Origin of the sequence: Flavobacterium sp. LM5, assembly GCF_002017945.1 — a bacterium.
GTDB classification, from domain to species: domain Bacteria; phylum Bacteroidota; class Bacteroidia; order Flavobacteriales; family Flavobacteriaceae; genus Flavobacterium; species Flavobacterium succinicans.
Genome location: NZ_MUFX01000003.1, coordinates 41322 through 59026 on the forward strand (window position 1 = coordinate 41322; position 17705 = coordinate 59026).

A 17705-nucleotide genomic window follows, 5' to 3' on the forward strand; every position below is an offset into this window, starting at 1 on the left:
ATATTAATTAAAGAAATTCCAAATTAAACCAAAACGAATCGTAAAATCGCGATAAGGTGTATTTGGAGCTGAAAAATAATTGTTTTTACTAAAAACAGAATTGAAATGTTCTGCTTTTAGATAAATTCGAGTACGCTGTATTTTGGCATTGACAAAGAAGTCCAACATCGGAAAATTTCCGATCTTTTTATCATTCTGCACAAAAAACTCACCAACAACTGGATTATAGTCGTTAGCATAATATGAAGTAAAGTAGTTTAACACAAAACCCGTCTGCAAGAACAACGCGTTGTTTTTGAAAAAATAATCCGAAAAATAAATGGCATTTCGGAATGTAAAATCAGGAACATTTAGAATAAAATCAGATTGCTTCACCTTTTGATACAATAAGGTATTATCTAAAGCAAATTTACCAAATGTAAATTCTCGACTAGCTTTTAAAGAAAAATAATTGATCGCATTATTGTATTGGTTTGGAGCTATGATTTGTTGTCTCAGGTTTTTTTGTGCTGCTGTTGTCACGTCTTCAAAATACAAATAATCATTTAAAACGGTATACTGACCAGAAAAGTTCAACCATTGAGTGTCGGCTTTGACAGTGAATGTTGTATTTTTTTCATTCTTAAAATCATTGGACCAATTGTAGTTCACAAAACTAGATTGAAACAAGTTAAAGGTATTATTGGCTATTTTGTTTCGGTTTTGAAACGCAACTGAAAATTGATTTTCATCATCTAAATCAAAGGTCAGTTTGGCTTCTAGATTAGATAATGACTGATTAGTAATCGATCTAGTATAGCTAAAGTCGCCATTCCATTTGCCTTTATTATACAAATATTGACCTCCAAAACTATTGATATTTTGACTCAACAAGCCCGGAATTACACCTGAGTTTAAAATTAATATTTTGCCGTAGTAAAAGTTACTTCTAAAATCATCCACGAAGAAATTGAACTTTCCTAAAGTTAGATTTTCATAAGCAAGACCTACTCGATTATACATCTTATTATAATGTGTTTGATCGTTCATTCCGCTAGACACGTACGATTCTCCAAATCGTAACACAGGAGTATTCCCAACTGTAGAAACAACCGTAGCTTGATTGTATTCAAAAAGTTTATTTTCGTAATTAAACTGGTGATTCAACCACAGATTATGTTCTACTTTTTTGGAGTTGATTCTGAATTCATGATCAAGAAACAACCTTCTTCCTATTAAGAACGACTTAGCATCGGTTAAGAAAACTTCTAATCGAGCTCTATTGTCATAATTAGGATCTTCACCTTCAAAATCTGAAAGCGTAGTGATCCCACTATTCTCACCATTCAAAATGTCTTGATACGTAAAATGAAAATTGGCCAAATATCTTTTGTTCAAGGTATGATAACTGGTCGTAAACCTAAAATTCCCGGAACTTGACAATTGATTAATATAATTCCCCAAAGATCGAAGACCTCGATAAGCGATAGAAAAATTAAGATTTTCATTGACATTCACCGTAAAATATGAATCCAACGATTGTCCTTGTTGAATAGTGGTCTTAAAATATAACTCCGTTACCGGTGTTGCCACAGATGCGTACCGAATTTGGTTGGCTTCCATGAAGTTGAAATGCTTGGCTTTGAAACCCATTTCTGGAAAAATATCATTTTTCACTAAACCATATTGCAGTGTATTAAACGTTTGCCCATCATTAGAAAATGACAACAACCCAAAATTATCCTTACGCAAGTAATTGTGAGAATACTCTTTTTTGATGGTTAACGAAGTATCAATATAGGTGGTATCCTTCTCGAGCGTAATGATGCGATATAAGTCGATTGGGGCAACTTTGTTTTTTATGGTATCAATGGGTTTACTACTCTCGTTTTGAGTAGTACTTCTGCCTGATTTTTGGGAAAACAAAAGAAAAGGAAATAAGATAATTAAAACTAAGAGTGGGTTTTTCATCTATTATTATCTGTATGGAATGAATTTTAGACAAAGGTAGATTAATAAACTATATAAAAAAAAAAACTCCATTAAGCAATAAAAAAAACCGTCTCACTATGAGACGGTTTGTGTAAAATAAGAAACCGTATTACCAACCCGGATTTTGTTGTCCTTTTAATGTTGGATTATTATTTGTTTCCTGTAACGGAATAGGCCATAAAAATCTTCTATCTGTAGATGGTATGGGAGCTGTTAATGTTCCTGTAAATGGAGTCCCTAAAGTGTAAGAACCTACAGCTGGAAAACCATTTCTGGCTTTTGCAGGAATCCCCGTAGTTGGTGCGATATCATCATTTAATAACCTATGGATATCACCCCATCTTTTTCCTTCACAAATAAACTCAATTCTTCTTTCTTTTAATATAGCACGAACTAAATCTGCTGGAGTAGCAAAAGATGCACCTGTGTATGCTTGAGACAAAGGAACTGCAAGAGCACGATTACGTACACTATTTAATTGTGTTAAGGCAACTGCCGTATTACCTAGTCTAGCATTTGCTTCAGCAACAGCAAGTACCATTTCAGAGTAACGAATTAAAGGAGAGCCATCAGAATAATTTGTTACATCTTTATACTTTCTCGTAAACACAACGTTATCAACCACTTCAGTTTCCAATCTTCTTTTATCATCTACTAACCATTGTGGATCTCTCCATATAATAGGTGAGATAGCAATCAAGTTACGTCTGTTAAATTGAGAAGCAAGAGCTCCATTCACACCTGGATTAGTGTTTGCTGTATTATAAATAGAGAAAATTGATTCATTGTTACCATAATTATTTGCAAAAACAGCCATCGGATTAGCTTCCAATGCATACTGAGAAGGAAGTTTTGCAAACTCTGTAAGAACAGATGACCACATTCTCATGTTTTGATACATCATGATTTTAACAGATATAGCCGCACCTTTAGTAACTTTAACTATTTTTTCAATTCCAGCTCTTTGAGTCTTTGATGGCGCATTTTGTTCTGCGAAATTCAAATCCTCAAGTGCTAAAGCATAACATTCAGCAACAGTATTTCTTCCTTTCGTAAGGTTAGCATCAACATCTTCTGGTGTAATTATAGCTTCGGTTCTGTATGGAACACCGGGATGTGAAGCGTTAGCAGTGTGGAAATAAGGCATTGAAAAATGCTTTAACAACTCTAAATGAGTGAAAGCTCTCCAAAATCTAACCTCAGCACGATATCCGTTAGCAACAGCTTCTGTAACTACACCTTTAGCTACAGCGCCATCAAGCCCCTTCAATACAACATTTGATTTGTTGATCAGTTGATAAGCGTCTGACCAGTAAAAAACATTGTTAGGAGTTGTAGGATCATAATTTGCTTCATAAGTTAATTGATAAAAAGCTTGAGTATTAACAACATCCTCCCCTCGCGCCTCATTCTGTTGAAAATAAGCTGCACCAAAAACATAACCTCTTGGAACAGGTGAAGCTTCCGTCCCATTAAAAACACCCATTTGAGCAGCGTTATAAACTCCATTTACAGCAGCGAGCACTAAAGTCGGACTTGAAAAAGCAGTCTCAGATTTAACTGTTCCATAAGGATCAATATTAACAATTTCTTCCGAGCAAGAATTCAATAAGAATCCTGCAAAAAGTGCTAATGTTACTAAAAATTTATTTTTATTTTTCATCTTTCTTTTAATTATAGTCCAACATTTAATCCCACTGAAAACACTCTTGAACGAGGTACAACATTGTAGTCAACCCCGCCAATCTCCATTTCAGGATCTTGACCTGAGTACTTAGTAATGATTATAGCATTTTGAGCTAAAACATACAATCTAAATGACTTAATATTTAATCTATCTGTCAAACTTGAAGGAAAACTATACCCAACTGAGATATTATCAAATTTGATAAAATCCCCCTTTTCAATAAATCTTGAGTTAGCAACGGTAGGTCCATTTACAATTGGATCTGAAGCAGAACGTAATCTAGGTGTCCATCCATCACCAGGATTTTCAACACTCTGCCATCTACCTAAAATTTCAGTTGAGTTGTTATTAAAATTCTGACTCAACATTTCTAATCTTGTAACGTTCATGATTTTATTACCACCACTAAAACGAACTAATGTACCAAAATCAAAATTATGATATCTTAACTTAAGATCAAAGGCACCAAAATAAGTAGGCAAAGTATTCCCAAGTTCAATCAAGTCAGGAGTCCTAGCAACAGTAGCTATGTCTGAAGGATTTGATGGATTAAATACACGGTAATTGTTAGTTGCTAAATTCCCTTGAACTAAAGACCCATCATTTTGCACATATACAGGATTTCCGTTTGAAGGGTTAACTCCCCAATATTTAACTCCGTATAAAGCATTTAATGAACTTCCTTCTCTTATGATGTTGTATGTAGATATTTGATCAATTCCTTTTGATAAAGATATCACCTCATTTTTATTCAAAGACAGGTTAGCATTAATATCTAAAGTCAAATCTTTTTTATTGATTACATTAAAATCTACACCAAATTCCCATCCAGAATTTCTAATATTCCCAACGTTTGCGGTGTACTGGTTATTAGGCACCCCCAAAGACATAGGCGTTTGAAATCTTTCAACGAGTTTATCTGCATCATTCACGTAGTAGTCAACAACAAACTTCACTTTATTATTTAAAATCCCAAAATCAACACCAATATTACGTTTCTCAATTACTTCCCATGTTAAATTAAGATTTTCCATATTAGTAAAAGCAATTCCATTTAAATCACCATACTTTCTTGGTCTATAAGTTCCTAAATAAGGAAAATCCCCTCCTAAAACACTAAAATTACCTGTTTTACCCCATGATGCACGAACTTTAAAATCATTAACATAATTATTAAGAGTTTCAAAAAAGTTCTCATTTGAAGCTGTCCAGCCTAAAGAAACTCCAGGAAAAATTTCAGACCTTAGATTTGGCGCAAACTTTGACATAATATCTTTACGTAATGAAGCTTGTATATAATATCTTTTATCAAAATTATAACTTGCTCTTCCTAAGTAAGAGACAATAGCATTTGCAGATTTATACCCACTTGAAAGAGGTGTCCCATAAGATCCTGTAATCACATTACTTTGAAAAAAAGCATCTGCCAAATCAGTACCTCCTGCAACATATCCATTAACATCTGTTTTCTGGTATTCATTTACAGCAGAAAGTCCAATACTGTGTTTGTCAAAATCTTTATTAAATGACAACACATTTTGCCAGTTGTAAGATTGCGAGATATCAGTACTATTTTCTATTCTACCTTTTGTACTTACTCCATCACCATGAAATGGGTCCCAATAACGCAAACCTGTAGCGTTTGATTGATCTAAACTTACTTGAGATCTTAATGTAAGCCAAGGTTTAATAGCAATTTCACCATAAACACTAGCAAGAATTCTATTACTATTTGTGTTTTGAATATTCTTATCCAACACATATCTAATGTTCGGTAAGTTATTCGCAATAAACTCTGTGTTTTGACCACGCCCTACAATTGTATTTGCACCTACTATAGCAATATTATATCCTTGAGGACCAGAAGGGTCAAATACTGTTGTGTTAGGTAATTGACGTATAACATTAAACATAGCACCAGAAAGTGAGTTTGAACCAGTGTTAAGACCATTAGTAAGAGTTCTAGATAAAGCTACATTAGAACCCACTTTAATAGTTTTTCCTATTTTTTGATCTACATTAAATTTAGCAGTGAAACGCTCTAAATCATTGGCTCTTATAATTCCGTCTTGCTTTGCATATCCAACAGAAGCATAGTAAGAACCATTACCCAAACCACCTGACATATTAAAGTTATGCTCTAATTGCAAAGCATCACGCAAAACAGCATTTTGCCAGTCTGTATCAACACTATTACCGACAGCCCAAGGAGCTAATCCTCTATTTGTCCTTTTTTCATTATTGATAGTAATAAAATCATTTGTTTTCAACAAATCTAACTTTTTAGCTACCTGTGACACACCAGCATATGTACTGAATTCAAAAGATGTTTTACCCTCTTTTCCTTTTTTTGTAGTAATTAATATAACACCATTTGAGGCTCTGGAACCATACACAGCAGAAGCTGCACCATCTTTTAAAATTTCAAAAGATTGGATGTCATTTGGATTAATGTCAGCAAGTGCATTATTTGCAGCAAATCCACCTAAATCACCAGTTGAAATTGGAAGACCATCAACAACAATTAAAGGGTAAGTACTAGAATTGATAGAGTTAACCCCTCTAATCCTGATTCTTGGTGCAGCACCTAAAACCCCAGAATTTTGAGTTATTTGTACTCCAGATGCTCTACCAGCCAATTGTTGATCAAAACTTTGGGTTACCAGACCTTTGATAGATTCACCTTTTATTTGTGAAATAGAACCAGTTATTTCTTTTTTCTTTTGAATACCATATCCAACGACAACAACTTCTTCTAATTTTTGCCCATCATTACTTTTCATCTTAGCGTTTACAACTGAAGATGCTCCAACAGTAACTCTAACGTTTTCCATTCCTAAAAATGAAAACACTAACACATCTCCTTGTTTTGCTTTTATCGCATACTTTCCGTCGAAACCTGTTTGGGCACCAGTCTTTGTACCGCTTATTACAACATTCACTCCAGGTAAGGCGCCCGTTTCATCGGTAACTGTTCCTGTAACTGTCTTTTCTTGAGCAAAGACAAATTGCATTGACATGGCCAATAGCAAAGAAAAAATCCATTTGAATTTTGATCTCATATTTTTATTATTTGAATTAGTTATGAAGCAAAAATCATAATAATTTCTTAATACACCAAAAATAAATAACATAATTATTTTCACAAAGTATTCATCAACACCATTCTATTTGTTAATATTTTGACATTATAACAAAACAAACCGACTTAAAGCGAATAATTTAAACATTTATTATCATTTTTTAAGAACATAGACATATAATACATAACACAATAATTTAACAAAAAATGTTGTTTTAAGTTAAATAAAAACAAAAAACGTATAGACGGAAAAATATTAGTCCTTTTTTTCTGTATTTCTCATCATGCTTTTACTAAAAAACATCATTAATTAATTATTTATTCAATAATAAAAACAACATATCATAAAGTAATTAACACTTCAAAAAATAATTTAACAGTATTACACAAAAGACAACAAAAAGACTCTTTAATTAGATGCAAAAAAAAAGCAGTAGCAAACTTTTGTTCACTACTGCTTTTTAAAAAACATAAAGGACTTTTTAGCTACTTCGTTGTAACTACCTTCCTCTATTTACCGAATCATCAATATTTGCATTGGCATCGATTTCAGTTTGAGGAATTTTCAAGAAGAAACGATTGTCATCTGCAAGCAACCCATAAGGCAACCCAGCACTACCATTTATTCCTTGCAAACGTTGATTTCCTGTTCTTGGCATTGCGTTTCCTAAACGTTTAGCATCAAACCATTCCACACCATTTTCCATGAATAATTCTTTTCTTCTTTCGATTAGAATTTCATCAATAAGGGCCTGACCTGCATTAGAACTCTGAACCGCTTCTGCATCTCTATTTTTTTGCAAAGCATATAAAATAGCTTTTGCTTCTGTTTCTTTTCCTAAACGAGCTTTCGCTTCGGCATCGATCAAAATCAATTCAGCAAAACGAATTAATGGAGAATGTGAGCTTGTAGTAAAAGAGAATTTATTTGACACATAATATCTAAAGTCGGTTACAGGGTATGTAGAAGATTTCAAATTAAACAACTTATTCGGCCCAATACCTCCTCTTACATCAGTTGAAGAAAATAATTTGACAAAATCTGAATTCACATACACATTAAGGTAAGCCGTTGCTCTGTGATCAGAGAAAGCATGAGGTGCCAAAAAGTAATACATTGATTGCGCTTCCGATTGTGGTGATCCCCACAACCATTCTTTGTTATTGTAATCTTTAAACCCATTACCATAACTCAAGGCATCAAGTACTGCTGTAACATTTCCACCATAGGCAGAATTTGCAGTCACTTCAGCTAAATCCCATTTCCCCATTACTTGATAAACTTGAGCCAAAAGAGCTGAAGCCACTTGTTTATTAACATATGATTTCCCCAAACGAGAAGTACTACACAATTCGATCGACTTTATTAAATCTTCAACAATAAAATCATACATTTCTTTTACGGTTGTCATTGGCCCACCTACCAAAGTTGGCTCTTTGTATATTGGTGGTGCTGGATAATTTGGATCTAATTTGTATGATTTTGAAAACTCCAAAACCAATTGATGATAAAAGAAGGCACGCAATGCATAACCTTGACCTGTTAATTCATTTTTATCAGTTGCTGTTAATTTTTGACTACCAAGTACACCCTTGATAAATGAATTGATTTGATTAATCATGAAATAAGGATAATTCCAAGAGAAATTTGTTCTTCTATAAACGGGTTCACGATTATCGTTTTCATAATCAAAAGCATACCAGTTACTAGCAACGATAGCATCATTACCCTTTACCGTTCTAGCAAAAAACATTGAGTTCACCCCTCCTGAATCAGTACTCATGTATTGTGCTCTAAAATTTCTCATGATTCCAGACAAAGCCCCATTGGCAGTGTTTCTTGATTCAAAAACATCTTCTATTGGCACTCCAGTAGATGGCTTAGCTTCATTTATAAAGTCATCACCACAACTTACTAACGATAAAGCCCCTAAAAAAGCTACTATCGATATTTTTATTGTTTTTTTCATAATATTTACATTTTAATTTGCAACTGTCAAACAGTTACTAATAAGCATTTAATTAAAAATCAAGTTTTAACCCTAAAGAAGCCACACGTTGATTGTATGATCTACTATCTGTAACTCCATCAAAACTTTGCTCTGGATCAATTCCTTTGTGTGATTGAATGGTAAACAAATTATCACCTTGAACATATACACGAACATTGTTCATTCCTAATCTATTCACTAATTCTTTGTTCATATTATATCCAACATTTAAAGCTTTCAAACGGATATAGTTGTTTTTGAACAAAAATCTGGTGGATTGAGAACCAAAATCATTATTACCTTGGTATAATTTAGGAACATCAGTAATATCCCCAGGATTTTGCCAACGATCTTCTAAATCAACGTGACCTGGACGTCCTGGATCTTTTAATCCTGTCATTAATGACGCATAAGAACTATCATAAACATAAGCTCCAAAACTAAAATTAAACAATACATTCATATCAAAATTTTTGTATCTGAAATAATTGGTTAAACCACCTACTACATCTGGTAAAGAAGATTTTCCTGTATAGTTTCTAGCTGCTTTTGAATAGGTTTTCGTTGTATTACGATTTCCATCTGCATCTACTCCATCTGCATACCACATTCCACGTCCGTCGGTTGGATCTACCCCAGCCCATTCTTGCATCCAGAAATCATAAATAGACCTTCCCTCTTCCCATCTTTTAGTTCCTGTAATTACAGACGCTTGCGTTAAAGCAGTCACTTCATTTCTGTCAAAAGAGAAATTCAAATCAGTAGTCCATCTGAAATCACTATTTTGAATATTGGTTGTATTGAAATACACCTCTAAACCATAGTTTCTCAATGAACCCGCATTAGTTAAATAAGTAGTACTTCCTGTAGAACCTGCAAGCGGAATTGCATAAATCAAATCAATAGATTCTTTGTTGTAATAATCTGCACCAAATCGAACACGATTATTCCATAATCCAACTTCAATTCCGATGTTAGCTGAAGCTGTTTTTTCCCAAGTTAAGTTTCTATTTACAGGATTACCAAGCGTAATACCTGCATTAGTCAATTCTGAAGTTCCTAAGTTGTACAATTGCTCATAAGGAAAATAAGATGAAGTCTTGTTGTTTCCTAATTCACCATACGATCCCTTTAAACGCAAAGCACTAATAGTCTCGTTATCTGCTAAGAAACTCTCATCTTTAATACTCCAAGCACCTCCGATAGAATAGAAATTACCCCAACGCACCTCTTGAGCAAAACGAGACGATCCATCCGATCTATAAGAACCTTCAATAAAATATTTACCAGCATAGTTATAAGAAACCCTTCCCAAATATGAAGCTAATCTTTCTTCATTGATACTTCCACCTACCCCAACTGGATTAGTAGCCCCATTATTCACACCTACTCCTGGCAAAAATCCTTCACCGCTAGAATACATAGCGTCTACTTTAAACTGATAAGCCTCTTGAATAGCATCTATAGAGAACGTATGATTCCCAATTTCTTTTTTGTAGTTCACCATATTAGTAAAGTTAATAGAGGTTGAAATATCTCTGTTTTGAGAAATTCTACCATTAACGTTTTGTGCATTACCATAAAGTGGAGAACTATAGTTATAATTGTCGTACAAATATTTTTGATACGCAAGAGTTGATTTAAAAGTTAAACCTTCCATGATATCAAGGTTTACATACCCATTTAAAGTAATATCATCTCTATTATTTCTAACAATATAATTTGAAATTGCTCCTGCAGCATTTTCATTTTGAAAAGAAGGACGAGCCGCATTCAATGATCCTTGATTTGCACCATAATCGTAAATTTTATTCCCTAAAGAATCTAAAATCAAGCTACCATTCGGATCATGACGATACACAGGATAGATAGATGACACGCTATAAATCCATTGAATTGGACTATTATAACTATTACCACTTTGAGTTGGGTAGTTTTGAGAAGAGGCTGTATACCCCATATTCAATCCTGCACTAATCGTTTTGTTTACTCTTGTAGCAATATTTAAACGCACTGCCGTTCTATCAAAATCAGAACCTCTCAAAGCTCCTTCTTGACTCAAGTTATTTGCAGAAAAAGCATAAGTTGTACTTTCTCCACCACCATTTACTGCGATAGAATTTTCTCTTCTGATAGCAGAATTATTAATTAAAGTATTCTCCCAATCCGTAGACCAATACTTGTCAGTAGTCACTAATTTACCATCAACCCCTACAGGAACAGCAGCTTTATATGGGTTATATCCTAAAACAGAAACCAATCCATTTGAAGCATTAGTCGCAGCCAATGTTGGACTTTGTCCATTAGCAAGATTAACATTTTTTCGAGCTTCCCATGTCATCTCCATCAATCGATCAGTTGATACCAATTCATGCATTTTCACAGCATTTCCTCCAACACCAATAACAGAATTCACAGAAACACTTGTTGGCGCATTGAATTTACCTTTTTTGGTTGTAATAATAATTACACCATTAGCACCTCTAGAACCATATAATGCAGTAGACGAAGCATCTTTCAATACGTTCATAGATTCGATTTGATCCGAGCTAATAGAGTTGATATTTCCATTATATGGCGCACCATCCAAAATAATTAATGGCTCAGAAGAAGAACTAATTGAACCAATACCACGAATTCTAATCGCTGGATTCTCCCCTGGTTGCCCACCAGAAGTAACAACGTTAACCCCTGCAACACTACCTTGAATTGCCGATAAAACACTAGTTGCTTGTTGCTTTTCTAGCACATCCTTCCCTACAGTAGCAACAGAACCCACAATTTCTTTTGATTTTTGTTTACCATAAGCAACAATGACTACTTCTTCAAGTTCTTTGGCACTAGAATCTAAATTGATTTTTAGATTGGTTTTTTCCCCAACAGCAACCTCTTTGTCTTTCATTCCCATGTAAGAAAACACCAAAACATCTCCAGTCTTTGCTTTAATTGAAAAAGCACCATCAAAATCAGTTTGAACACCAAAAGTAGTTCCTTTAATAAGTACATTTGCGCCTGGTATCGGCCCCGTGTTATCCGTAACTTTTCCTGTGATCGTTTTCTCTTGTGCAAAAGCAAATTGCATAGACAAAACCACTAGAAGAGAAAAGATCCATTTAGATTTCAATCTCATGATATTTTATTTTTATTAGTAATGTTGCAAAAATTATAAATTATTACTAAAACCACAAGGAATCTCCGAGGCCTTGCAAACACTGAGAATTTTAAAAAAACACATCTTGTTCTATATTTCTGCATTTTTTTGATATTGTATTTATAATCCAAAAAAACGAGAATAATTTAAAATAGTAATGTTAAAAACCATACGATATGCTAAGTCCTAATTTTTTCATAAAATTCTACGAAAGCGGTTGCGATGAAGCCGGAAGAGGCTGTCTAGCAGGCCCTGTAACTGCCGCATCCGTAATCCTTCCATTACATTTTAAAAACAATTTACTTAATGATAGCAAAAAGTTAACAGAAAAGATTCGAAAAAGTCTTAAATGCGTTATTGAAAATGAAGCGATATCCTACGCAATTACCCATATCGAACCACAAGAAATTGATGACATCAATATTCTGAACGCATCGATAAAAGCCATGCAAGAATGTGTTGTAAAATTGGATCCAAAACCGAATGCTGTCATCATTGATGGGAATGCCCCATTTATTCCAAAAAAAGGAATTATCACGAAAGGTGTTAAAATATTTTCAAAAGAAGAAATCGAATTTTTAACTGGATTACAAAACGCCAGCATTGTAAAAGGGGATGCCAAATATATGAATATAGCTGCAGCATCAATTTTGGCCAAAACCTACAGGGACGAATACATGGATCGTATTCACGAAGAATTCCCCATGTACAATTGGAAAAAAAACAAAGGCTACCCAACGCAAGAGCATCGAGCAGCCATTCAAAAATATGGAGTTACAAAATACCATCGCATGAGCTTTCGACTATTACCCGAACAACTCAAACTCGATTTGTAATAAACAAAACTTTAAATCATACTAACAAAAGTAGCTTCGAACAGTGATGCAAAATGTTTTTTAATTTTTTGCTTCACATCTTCTTCATCTACCACTGCCACACCAAGCTCTACATTGAGCGATGTAACCGCTTTGCCACGAATACCACACGGAATAATATTATCAAAATAACCCAAATCAACATTCACATTTAAAGCAAATCCATGCATAGTCACCCAGCGTGAAGCACGCACGCCCATGGCACAAATTTTTCTAGCAAACGGAGTACCTACTCCCAACCAAACACCCGTTTCACCCTCACTCCTTCCGCATTCTAATCCGTACTCTTGCAAGGTCAAAATGATGGCTTCCTCCAAAAAACGCAAGTATTTATGAATGTCCGAGAAAAAATTCTCCAAATCCAAAATAGGATAACCCACAATTTGCCCTGGGCCGTGATACGTAATATCGCCCCCGCGATTAATTTTGTAAAACGTAGCACCTTTTGCTGACAATTGGGTTTCGTTTAAAAGCAAATTGCTCAAATCACCACTTTTCCCTAAAGTATACACATGTGGATGTTCCACAAAGAGCAAATAATTTGGCGTAGGAAGATGGGTTTCCTCTCTACGATTTCGGACTTTTAAATCGACAATTTCTTTGAACAAGGCCTCTTGATATTCCCAAGTTGCTTTATAATCTTTACTGCCTAAATCTAGAAGTTGGATATTTTTATTCATTTTACGTATCTAAAATTCGCTTAATTCCATAAAGAACAGCATTTTTTTATCTCAATATTCGGGCGTTACCACAAGGGTCGGGCTCTTACGTTACAATCTTTTTGAGGCAGAAAAAGCCTCAAAAAGGATTTTCACTGCAAACGAAGTTCATTGAACATCTATGAAAATAATATAAGTGAAGGAATCCCTAAAACTCAACCTCTATATTCATTTTTTCAGGATGATCCATATAGTCCGAAAAAGGATATTGAAGGGTAATCGTTTTTCTATCCTCGCTAAATAAGGCCGATGCATTGGAAACTTTTTTAACGGGCTTGGCAAAATGATATTTCAAAATATAATTTGAAGAAGCAAAAATCATTTTATTCATTTCCGTTGCTTCATTATTTTCATCCTTACTCTCATTTTTATTAGAAGTCGCCATTCTTGAAAAGGTGTTTCCTTTAAGAGTATATACCAAAGTCGAATTATTATTAGCAATTCCTTCCTGAAGCAATCCTGAACCAAACTCAGCCGATTTGAATCCTTTATTTTGCAAAGCACTCATAGCATTTACTGCGACCATAGCATCCTGCAAGTCTGACACCTGTTTAAAATCAGTAGATAAAGTGAATAAAAATTGCTTTTGTTCTTGATTCATTTGCATTCGCACGTTGAAATTTTCTAATTTCTTCAACAATTGTTGCTCATCTATAGGTAATTTAGCGATACTATCTTTATTTTCAGCAATGATCTGTTTAAAAGTAAAAGTAGAATCCAGATTTTTTTGCCCCATTAGTGAGTCCTTGGGCATCATGGTCATTAATCCTGAACCATCAAGATCTACACTAAATTTTCCTGAACCATCCGTATTTACATAAATATTTTCGGTCACTGTACAACTCGTCACTAAACTAGTGATCAAAAAAACAAAAAGCATTAATTTGGCTTTCATATTCCAATAGTATTAACCTCTAAAATGAGGCATTTGAAAAAATTACTACATTTTAACGAAAGAATGTAGCACACATTTAATTTGAGCCAAAGATACTAAAAACACTTGTTCAAACTCAAAATAGTCAAGCTCTTTACCTATTTTTAGTATTATTCAAATACAATAGTCACCGCAGTACTTTCGGGGTTTATCAAACTTTCAAGCAGATCAAAAGTGATTGCTACCGATTTTTTGTCCGGACTTATTTTGGCATTTGCCACGGATACCGACTGTATCTTTTTAGGAAAATGATAGTTGAATGTTAATTTTTGATGCAACTTCATAGGAGACAATTTAGACTTATATTGTACTAAATTCTCTTGTTCTTTCTTTAAAAACTTCTCACTAATAATTGTTACCACCCTTTTAAATTGGTTTCCTGAATACTCAAAAGAAACCTTATAATAATGCTCCTCAGCACTCAAAGCATAATTATGAACAATGTCACTCACATATTCCTGAGTCTTATACAAATCTGCAATTTTGGAAGGATGAAGAAAATCTTGCTTAAAGGTGGTTCGAAACTCTTTTTCAAAAGAATTCTTTTTGATATGGACCTTCACACCTTTGTATGCATTAAACACGGCCTTTTCTTCAAGTGTTAACTTTGAAAAAGTGTCATCATACTTTTTTATATAATCATCAAAAACATAGGTAGTATCTTCAAAAACTTCATTTTTGTTATACTCTTCACCAGCTATCTGCTGATAACTTTGCTCTACTCGATGCAATTCAAAAGTAGCCTGCCCACTTCCATCGGCATTTACCACTATCGTTTCGGTTACTTGACACCCCACTAAAAGGAGCAAACACATAACCATCAAAAAGGTGTTTTCTTTCTTCATATGATACAATTAATCGATCAAATATAAAGAAATAACCTATAAAAAAATATTTCCAGTTAATAAACCGTATATAAATCAAAGTCACTAGGCATAAAATTTATGAATTACAAAAATATTGCGCTAAAGGATTACAAAATAAAAAAATAAATTTGTGCACCTAAACCTAATAAACTTAACCTATGCATCGCATTTTAAAAAACAAAAAGATTTTCCTAGCACTAACGATCACTGTTTTAGTTTTTGCTGGTTGTGAAACTGACGTAAACTACAAAACGTACCAACCTAATTATTTATCTAGTATTGACGCTACCCAATTACCCGCTGCCAACAAACCGATGACAATGTTTGAGGATGATGAAGATCCTGCCAGAATGTATGACAAAAAAGACCGATGGTTTCGCGTCAACGAACCGTTACAAATTATCCAAAAGGAAAAAGATTCCATTCAAATTTCATTGTACTCGCCAGTAGCGCTTTCCGACGTAAAAATCTATGCCAAACTAGCCAACTACGACAAGCGATTTGTGTTGTTTCATTTTAGCAAAATCCCAGCTTTTCACAGATCCGTACATCAAATACCATTGGTAGTTGGCAAAAACGATTATTTATTAGAAAATGGAAAAACCGTTACTATTGACAAAATAGAAGGCTTTGCATCGAACGAAATCACGTTTACAACCGCATCAACCGATCCCTTATTTGCTAAATTTCAAAAAATTAAATCCAAACACCTAGTACAATTTCATGATGGGTACCACATCAACGAATTAGGGAAATTTCTCCCAATGAATCCTGTTTTGGCCAAAGAAGCGATCACTATGATCATCAACTATTCCTATGCGCTAAGTCACCCAATTTATTATGACACTTTTAAAAACTATGACAAATACAAACAAGAGCAAGCTACTTTAGCAGGGACTCCCGTAAACGGTGCGATTGACTGGCATGGCAATGGAGATGACACCAACGGTAATTATGACTATTACACCAAAGAAGAAATTGAAAAAATTTACTGGAACTATCTTGATTCAAGAACAGTTTACATGGCCATGGTGGGCGGTGCTGCTGCTTTAGGAGGCGGACCACTGGCCTCACATTGGGAATCCTCATACGTTAGAGGGCATTGGCTAGGCGATATGTCGGTTTGGTCTCATGAATACTCTCATCATATTGGTTTTGGACACAGTAGTAATTTGGCCAATAGCGGCGAAGGAGGTGGCCAACAAGAAATGCTGACACATTTTTACAAATACTTGATCTATTTAAATGACTTGCCTTTTATTGACCCCGAGATCCTTAAAGGGTGGACAAAAACCAAGTATTTAAACGGCACATACAACAAACCTGTTTTTAAAATCAACAACAACAATCCCTTTTTACTAAAGTACAAAGGAGAAGGAAAATGGAACTAATACAATACGATAACACAATGAAAAAATATTTTTACCTTATACTACTTCTATCTACTCTAATCAGTTGTAGCAAAGACAGTGACGAAACATACGAGCCGACCAACTATCAACACTATTTTTTAACGAACGAAGCGACCATCAACGCCAATCAAATTGTAGGCGGACCTGGAAAACTAGAAACAAGAGCCCTAACTATTGCCAACAACAAATTATACGTTTGCAATGGTGATGTTTTAGAAATTTTTGATGCTACCACATTAGCATACCTTTCTAGTGTAAAAAACTACACCAAAGGAACCACTACTATTCCGTTCACCAAACTATCTTCCGTCTCTATAGACAATGGCAGAATCTACCTTGGAAGTATTGATTCAAGAATTTTTGTTTTGGATGAAAAATCACTTTCGGGTATCAATACGATTGGAAACGGTCAATGGTGGCAAACTTTTGTACACGTTTTTGGTTTAAAAGCAAAAGACGGCCTTTTATTTGTTAAAGAAAAAAACACAAGCATTAAAGTATTCCAAACGGCACAAATCACAGAATCTAGTAACTGGAATCTAGTACCCATCGCTAAACTCAACACCTTAAAAGGAAGCGATGAAATCTATTCGATGGATGTTTCCAATGGAAATCTGATCGTAGCTGGGCGTAACGCCAATGGTTATTTACATTACAACCTAACCGATATTGTAAAAAACGGCACCAACTCCTTAACGGTCCCTATTTTACCCAACACTAAAGTCATCATCGATTGCAATCCAACCTCAGTAGCTTTTAGCAACGACTGGGCCATCACCACCGAAAATATAAAAGGAAATACTCATATTCGCTTGTACCCCAAAGGGGCTTTTCTAGATCAATCCTATACTCCATTGCTAAGCAACATGGATGTTATGGGACAAAATCCATTTACAGGCATTGCTAGTTGTGCTCTTTTGGATCAACGCTTATTTGTACCGGACAACCTTAATCAAACCATCCGAATCCTGAAAATAAATAAAATTACCATTGCGGAACAGAAATAAAATCGCATTC

Annotated in this window: 11 protein-coding genes; 3 read left to right on the forward strand and 8 right to left on the reverse strand. The window is 34.5% G+C overall.

Going from position 1 to position 17705, the window contains the following annotated elements; translation table 11 throughout:
• Positions 1 to 3: 3 nt before the first annotated feature.
• The 5 genes from BXU11_RS10910 to BXU11_RS10930 form a co-directional block, all read right to left on the reverse strand.
• On the reverse strand, positions 4 to 1950 hold the full coding sequence (locus BXU11_RS10910; protein ID WP_078212556.1) for a putative porin: 1947 nt from the start codon (positions 1948 to 1950) through the stop codon (positions 4 to 6).
• A gap of 130 nt (positions 1951 to 2080) precedes the next feature.
• Complete coding sequence (locus BXU11_RS10915) at positions 2081 to 3634, reverse strand: RagB/SusD family nutrient uptake outer membrane protein (protein WP_078212557.1); 1554 nt, start codon at positions 3632 to 3634, stop codon at positions 2081 to 2083.
• Between the two features lie 11 nt (positions 3635 to 3645).
• A complete protein-coding gene (locus BXU11_RS10920) occupies positions 3646 to 6720 on the reverse strand; it encodes a TonB-dependent receptor (RefSeq protein ID WP_078212558.1) in 3075 nt (1024 codons plus the stop codon).
• Positions 6721 to 7240: 520 nt separating this feature from the next.
• Complete coding sequence (locus BXU11_RS10925) at positions 7241 to 8710, reverse strand: RagB/SusD family nutrient uptake outer membrane protein (RefSeq protein ID WP_078212559.1); 1470 nt, start codon at positions 8708 to 8710, stop codon at positions 7241 to 7243.
• Between the two features lie 52 nt (positions 8711 to 8762).
• Positions 8763 to 11861, reverse strand: a complete 3099-nt coding sequence (locus BXU11_RS10930; protein ID WP_078212560.1) for a TonB-dependent receptor — start codon at positions 11859 to 11861, stop codon at positions 8763 to 8765.
• Positions 11862 to 12058: 197 nt separating this feature from the next.
• Here BXU11_RS10930 and BXU11_RS10935 point away from each other — a divergent pair, with 197 nt between their 5' ends.
• Positions 12059 to 12718, forward strand: a complete 660-nt coding sequence (locus BXU11_RS10935; RefSeq protein ID WP_078212561.1) for a ribonuclease HII — start codon at positions 12059 to 12061, stop codon at positions 12716 to 12718.
• 11 nt (positions 12719 to 12729) lie between these two features.
• On the opposite strand, the gene lipB is transcribed toward BXU11_RS10935, so the two are convergent.
• The 3 genes from lipB to BXU11_RS10950 form a co-directional block, all read right to left on the reverse strand.
• Entirely contained in the window at positions 12730 to 13437 is a 708-nt protein-coding gene (gene lipB / locus BXU11_RS10940) for a lipoyl(octanoyl) transferase LipB (protein ID WP_078212562.1), read from the reverse strand.
• Between the two features lie 187 nt (positions 13438 to 13624).
• Positions 13625 to 14371: a hypothetical protein gene (locus BXU11_RS10945; protein ID WP_078212563.1), complete on the reverse strand. Its 747-nt coding sequence runs from the start codon at positions 14369 to 14371 to the stop codon at positions 13625 to 13627.
• 149 nt (positions 14372 to 14520) lie between these two features.
• Positions 14521 to 15255 (reverse strand): hypothetical protein, encoded by a 735-nt coding sequence (locus tag BXU11_RS10950; protein ID WP_078212564.1) that lies wholly within the window; start codon positions 15253 to 15255, stop codon positions 14521 to 14523.
• Positions 15256 to 15434: 179 nt separating this feature from the next.
• On the opposite strand from BXU11_RS10950, the gene BXU11_RS10955 reads away from it, so the two are divergent.
• On the forward strand, positions 15435 to 16667 hold the full coding sequence (locus tag BXU11_RS10955) for a hypothetical protein (RefSeq protein ID WP_223253725.1): 1233 nt from the start codon (positions 15435 to 15437) through the stop codon (positions 16665 to 16667).
• A 17-nt stretch (positions 16668 to 16684) separates the two neighbouring features.
• Positions 16685 to 17695, forward strand: coding sequence for a hypothetical protein (locus BXU11_RS10960; RefSeq protein ID WP_223253726.1), 1011 nt, complete (start codon positions 16685 to 16687; stop codon positions 17693 to 17695).
• Positions 17696 to 17705: the final 10 nt, after the last annotated feature.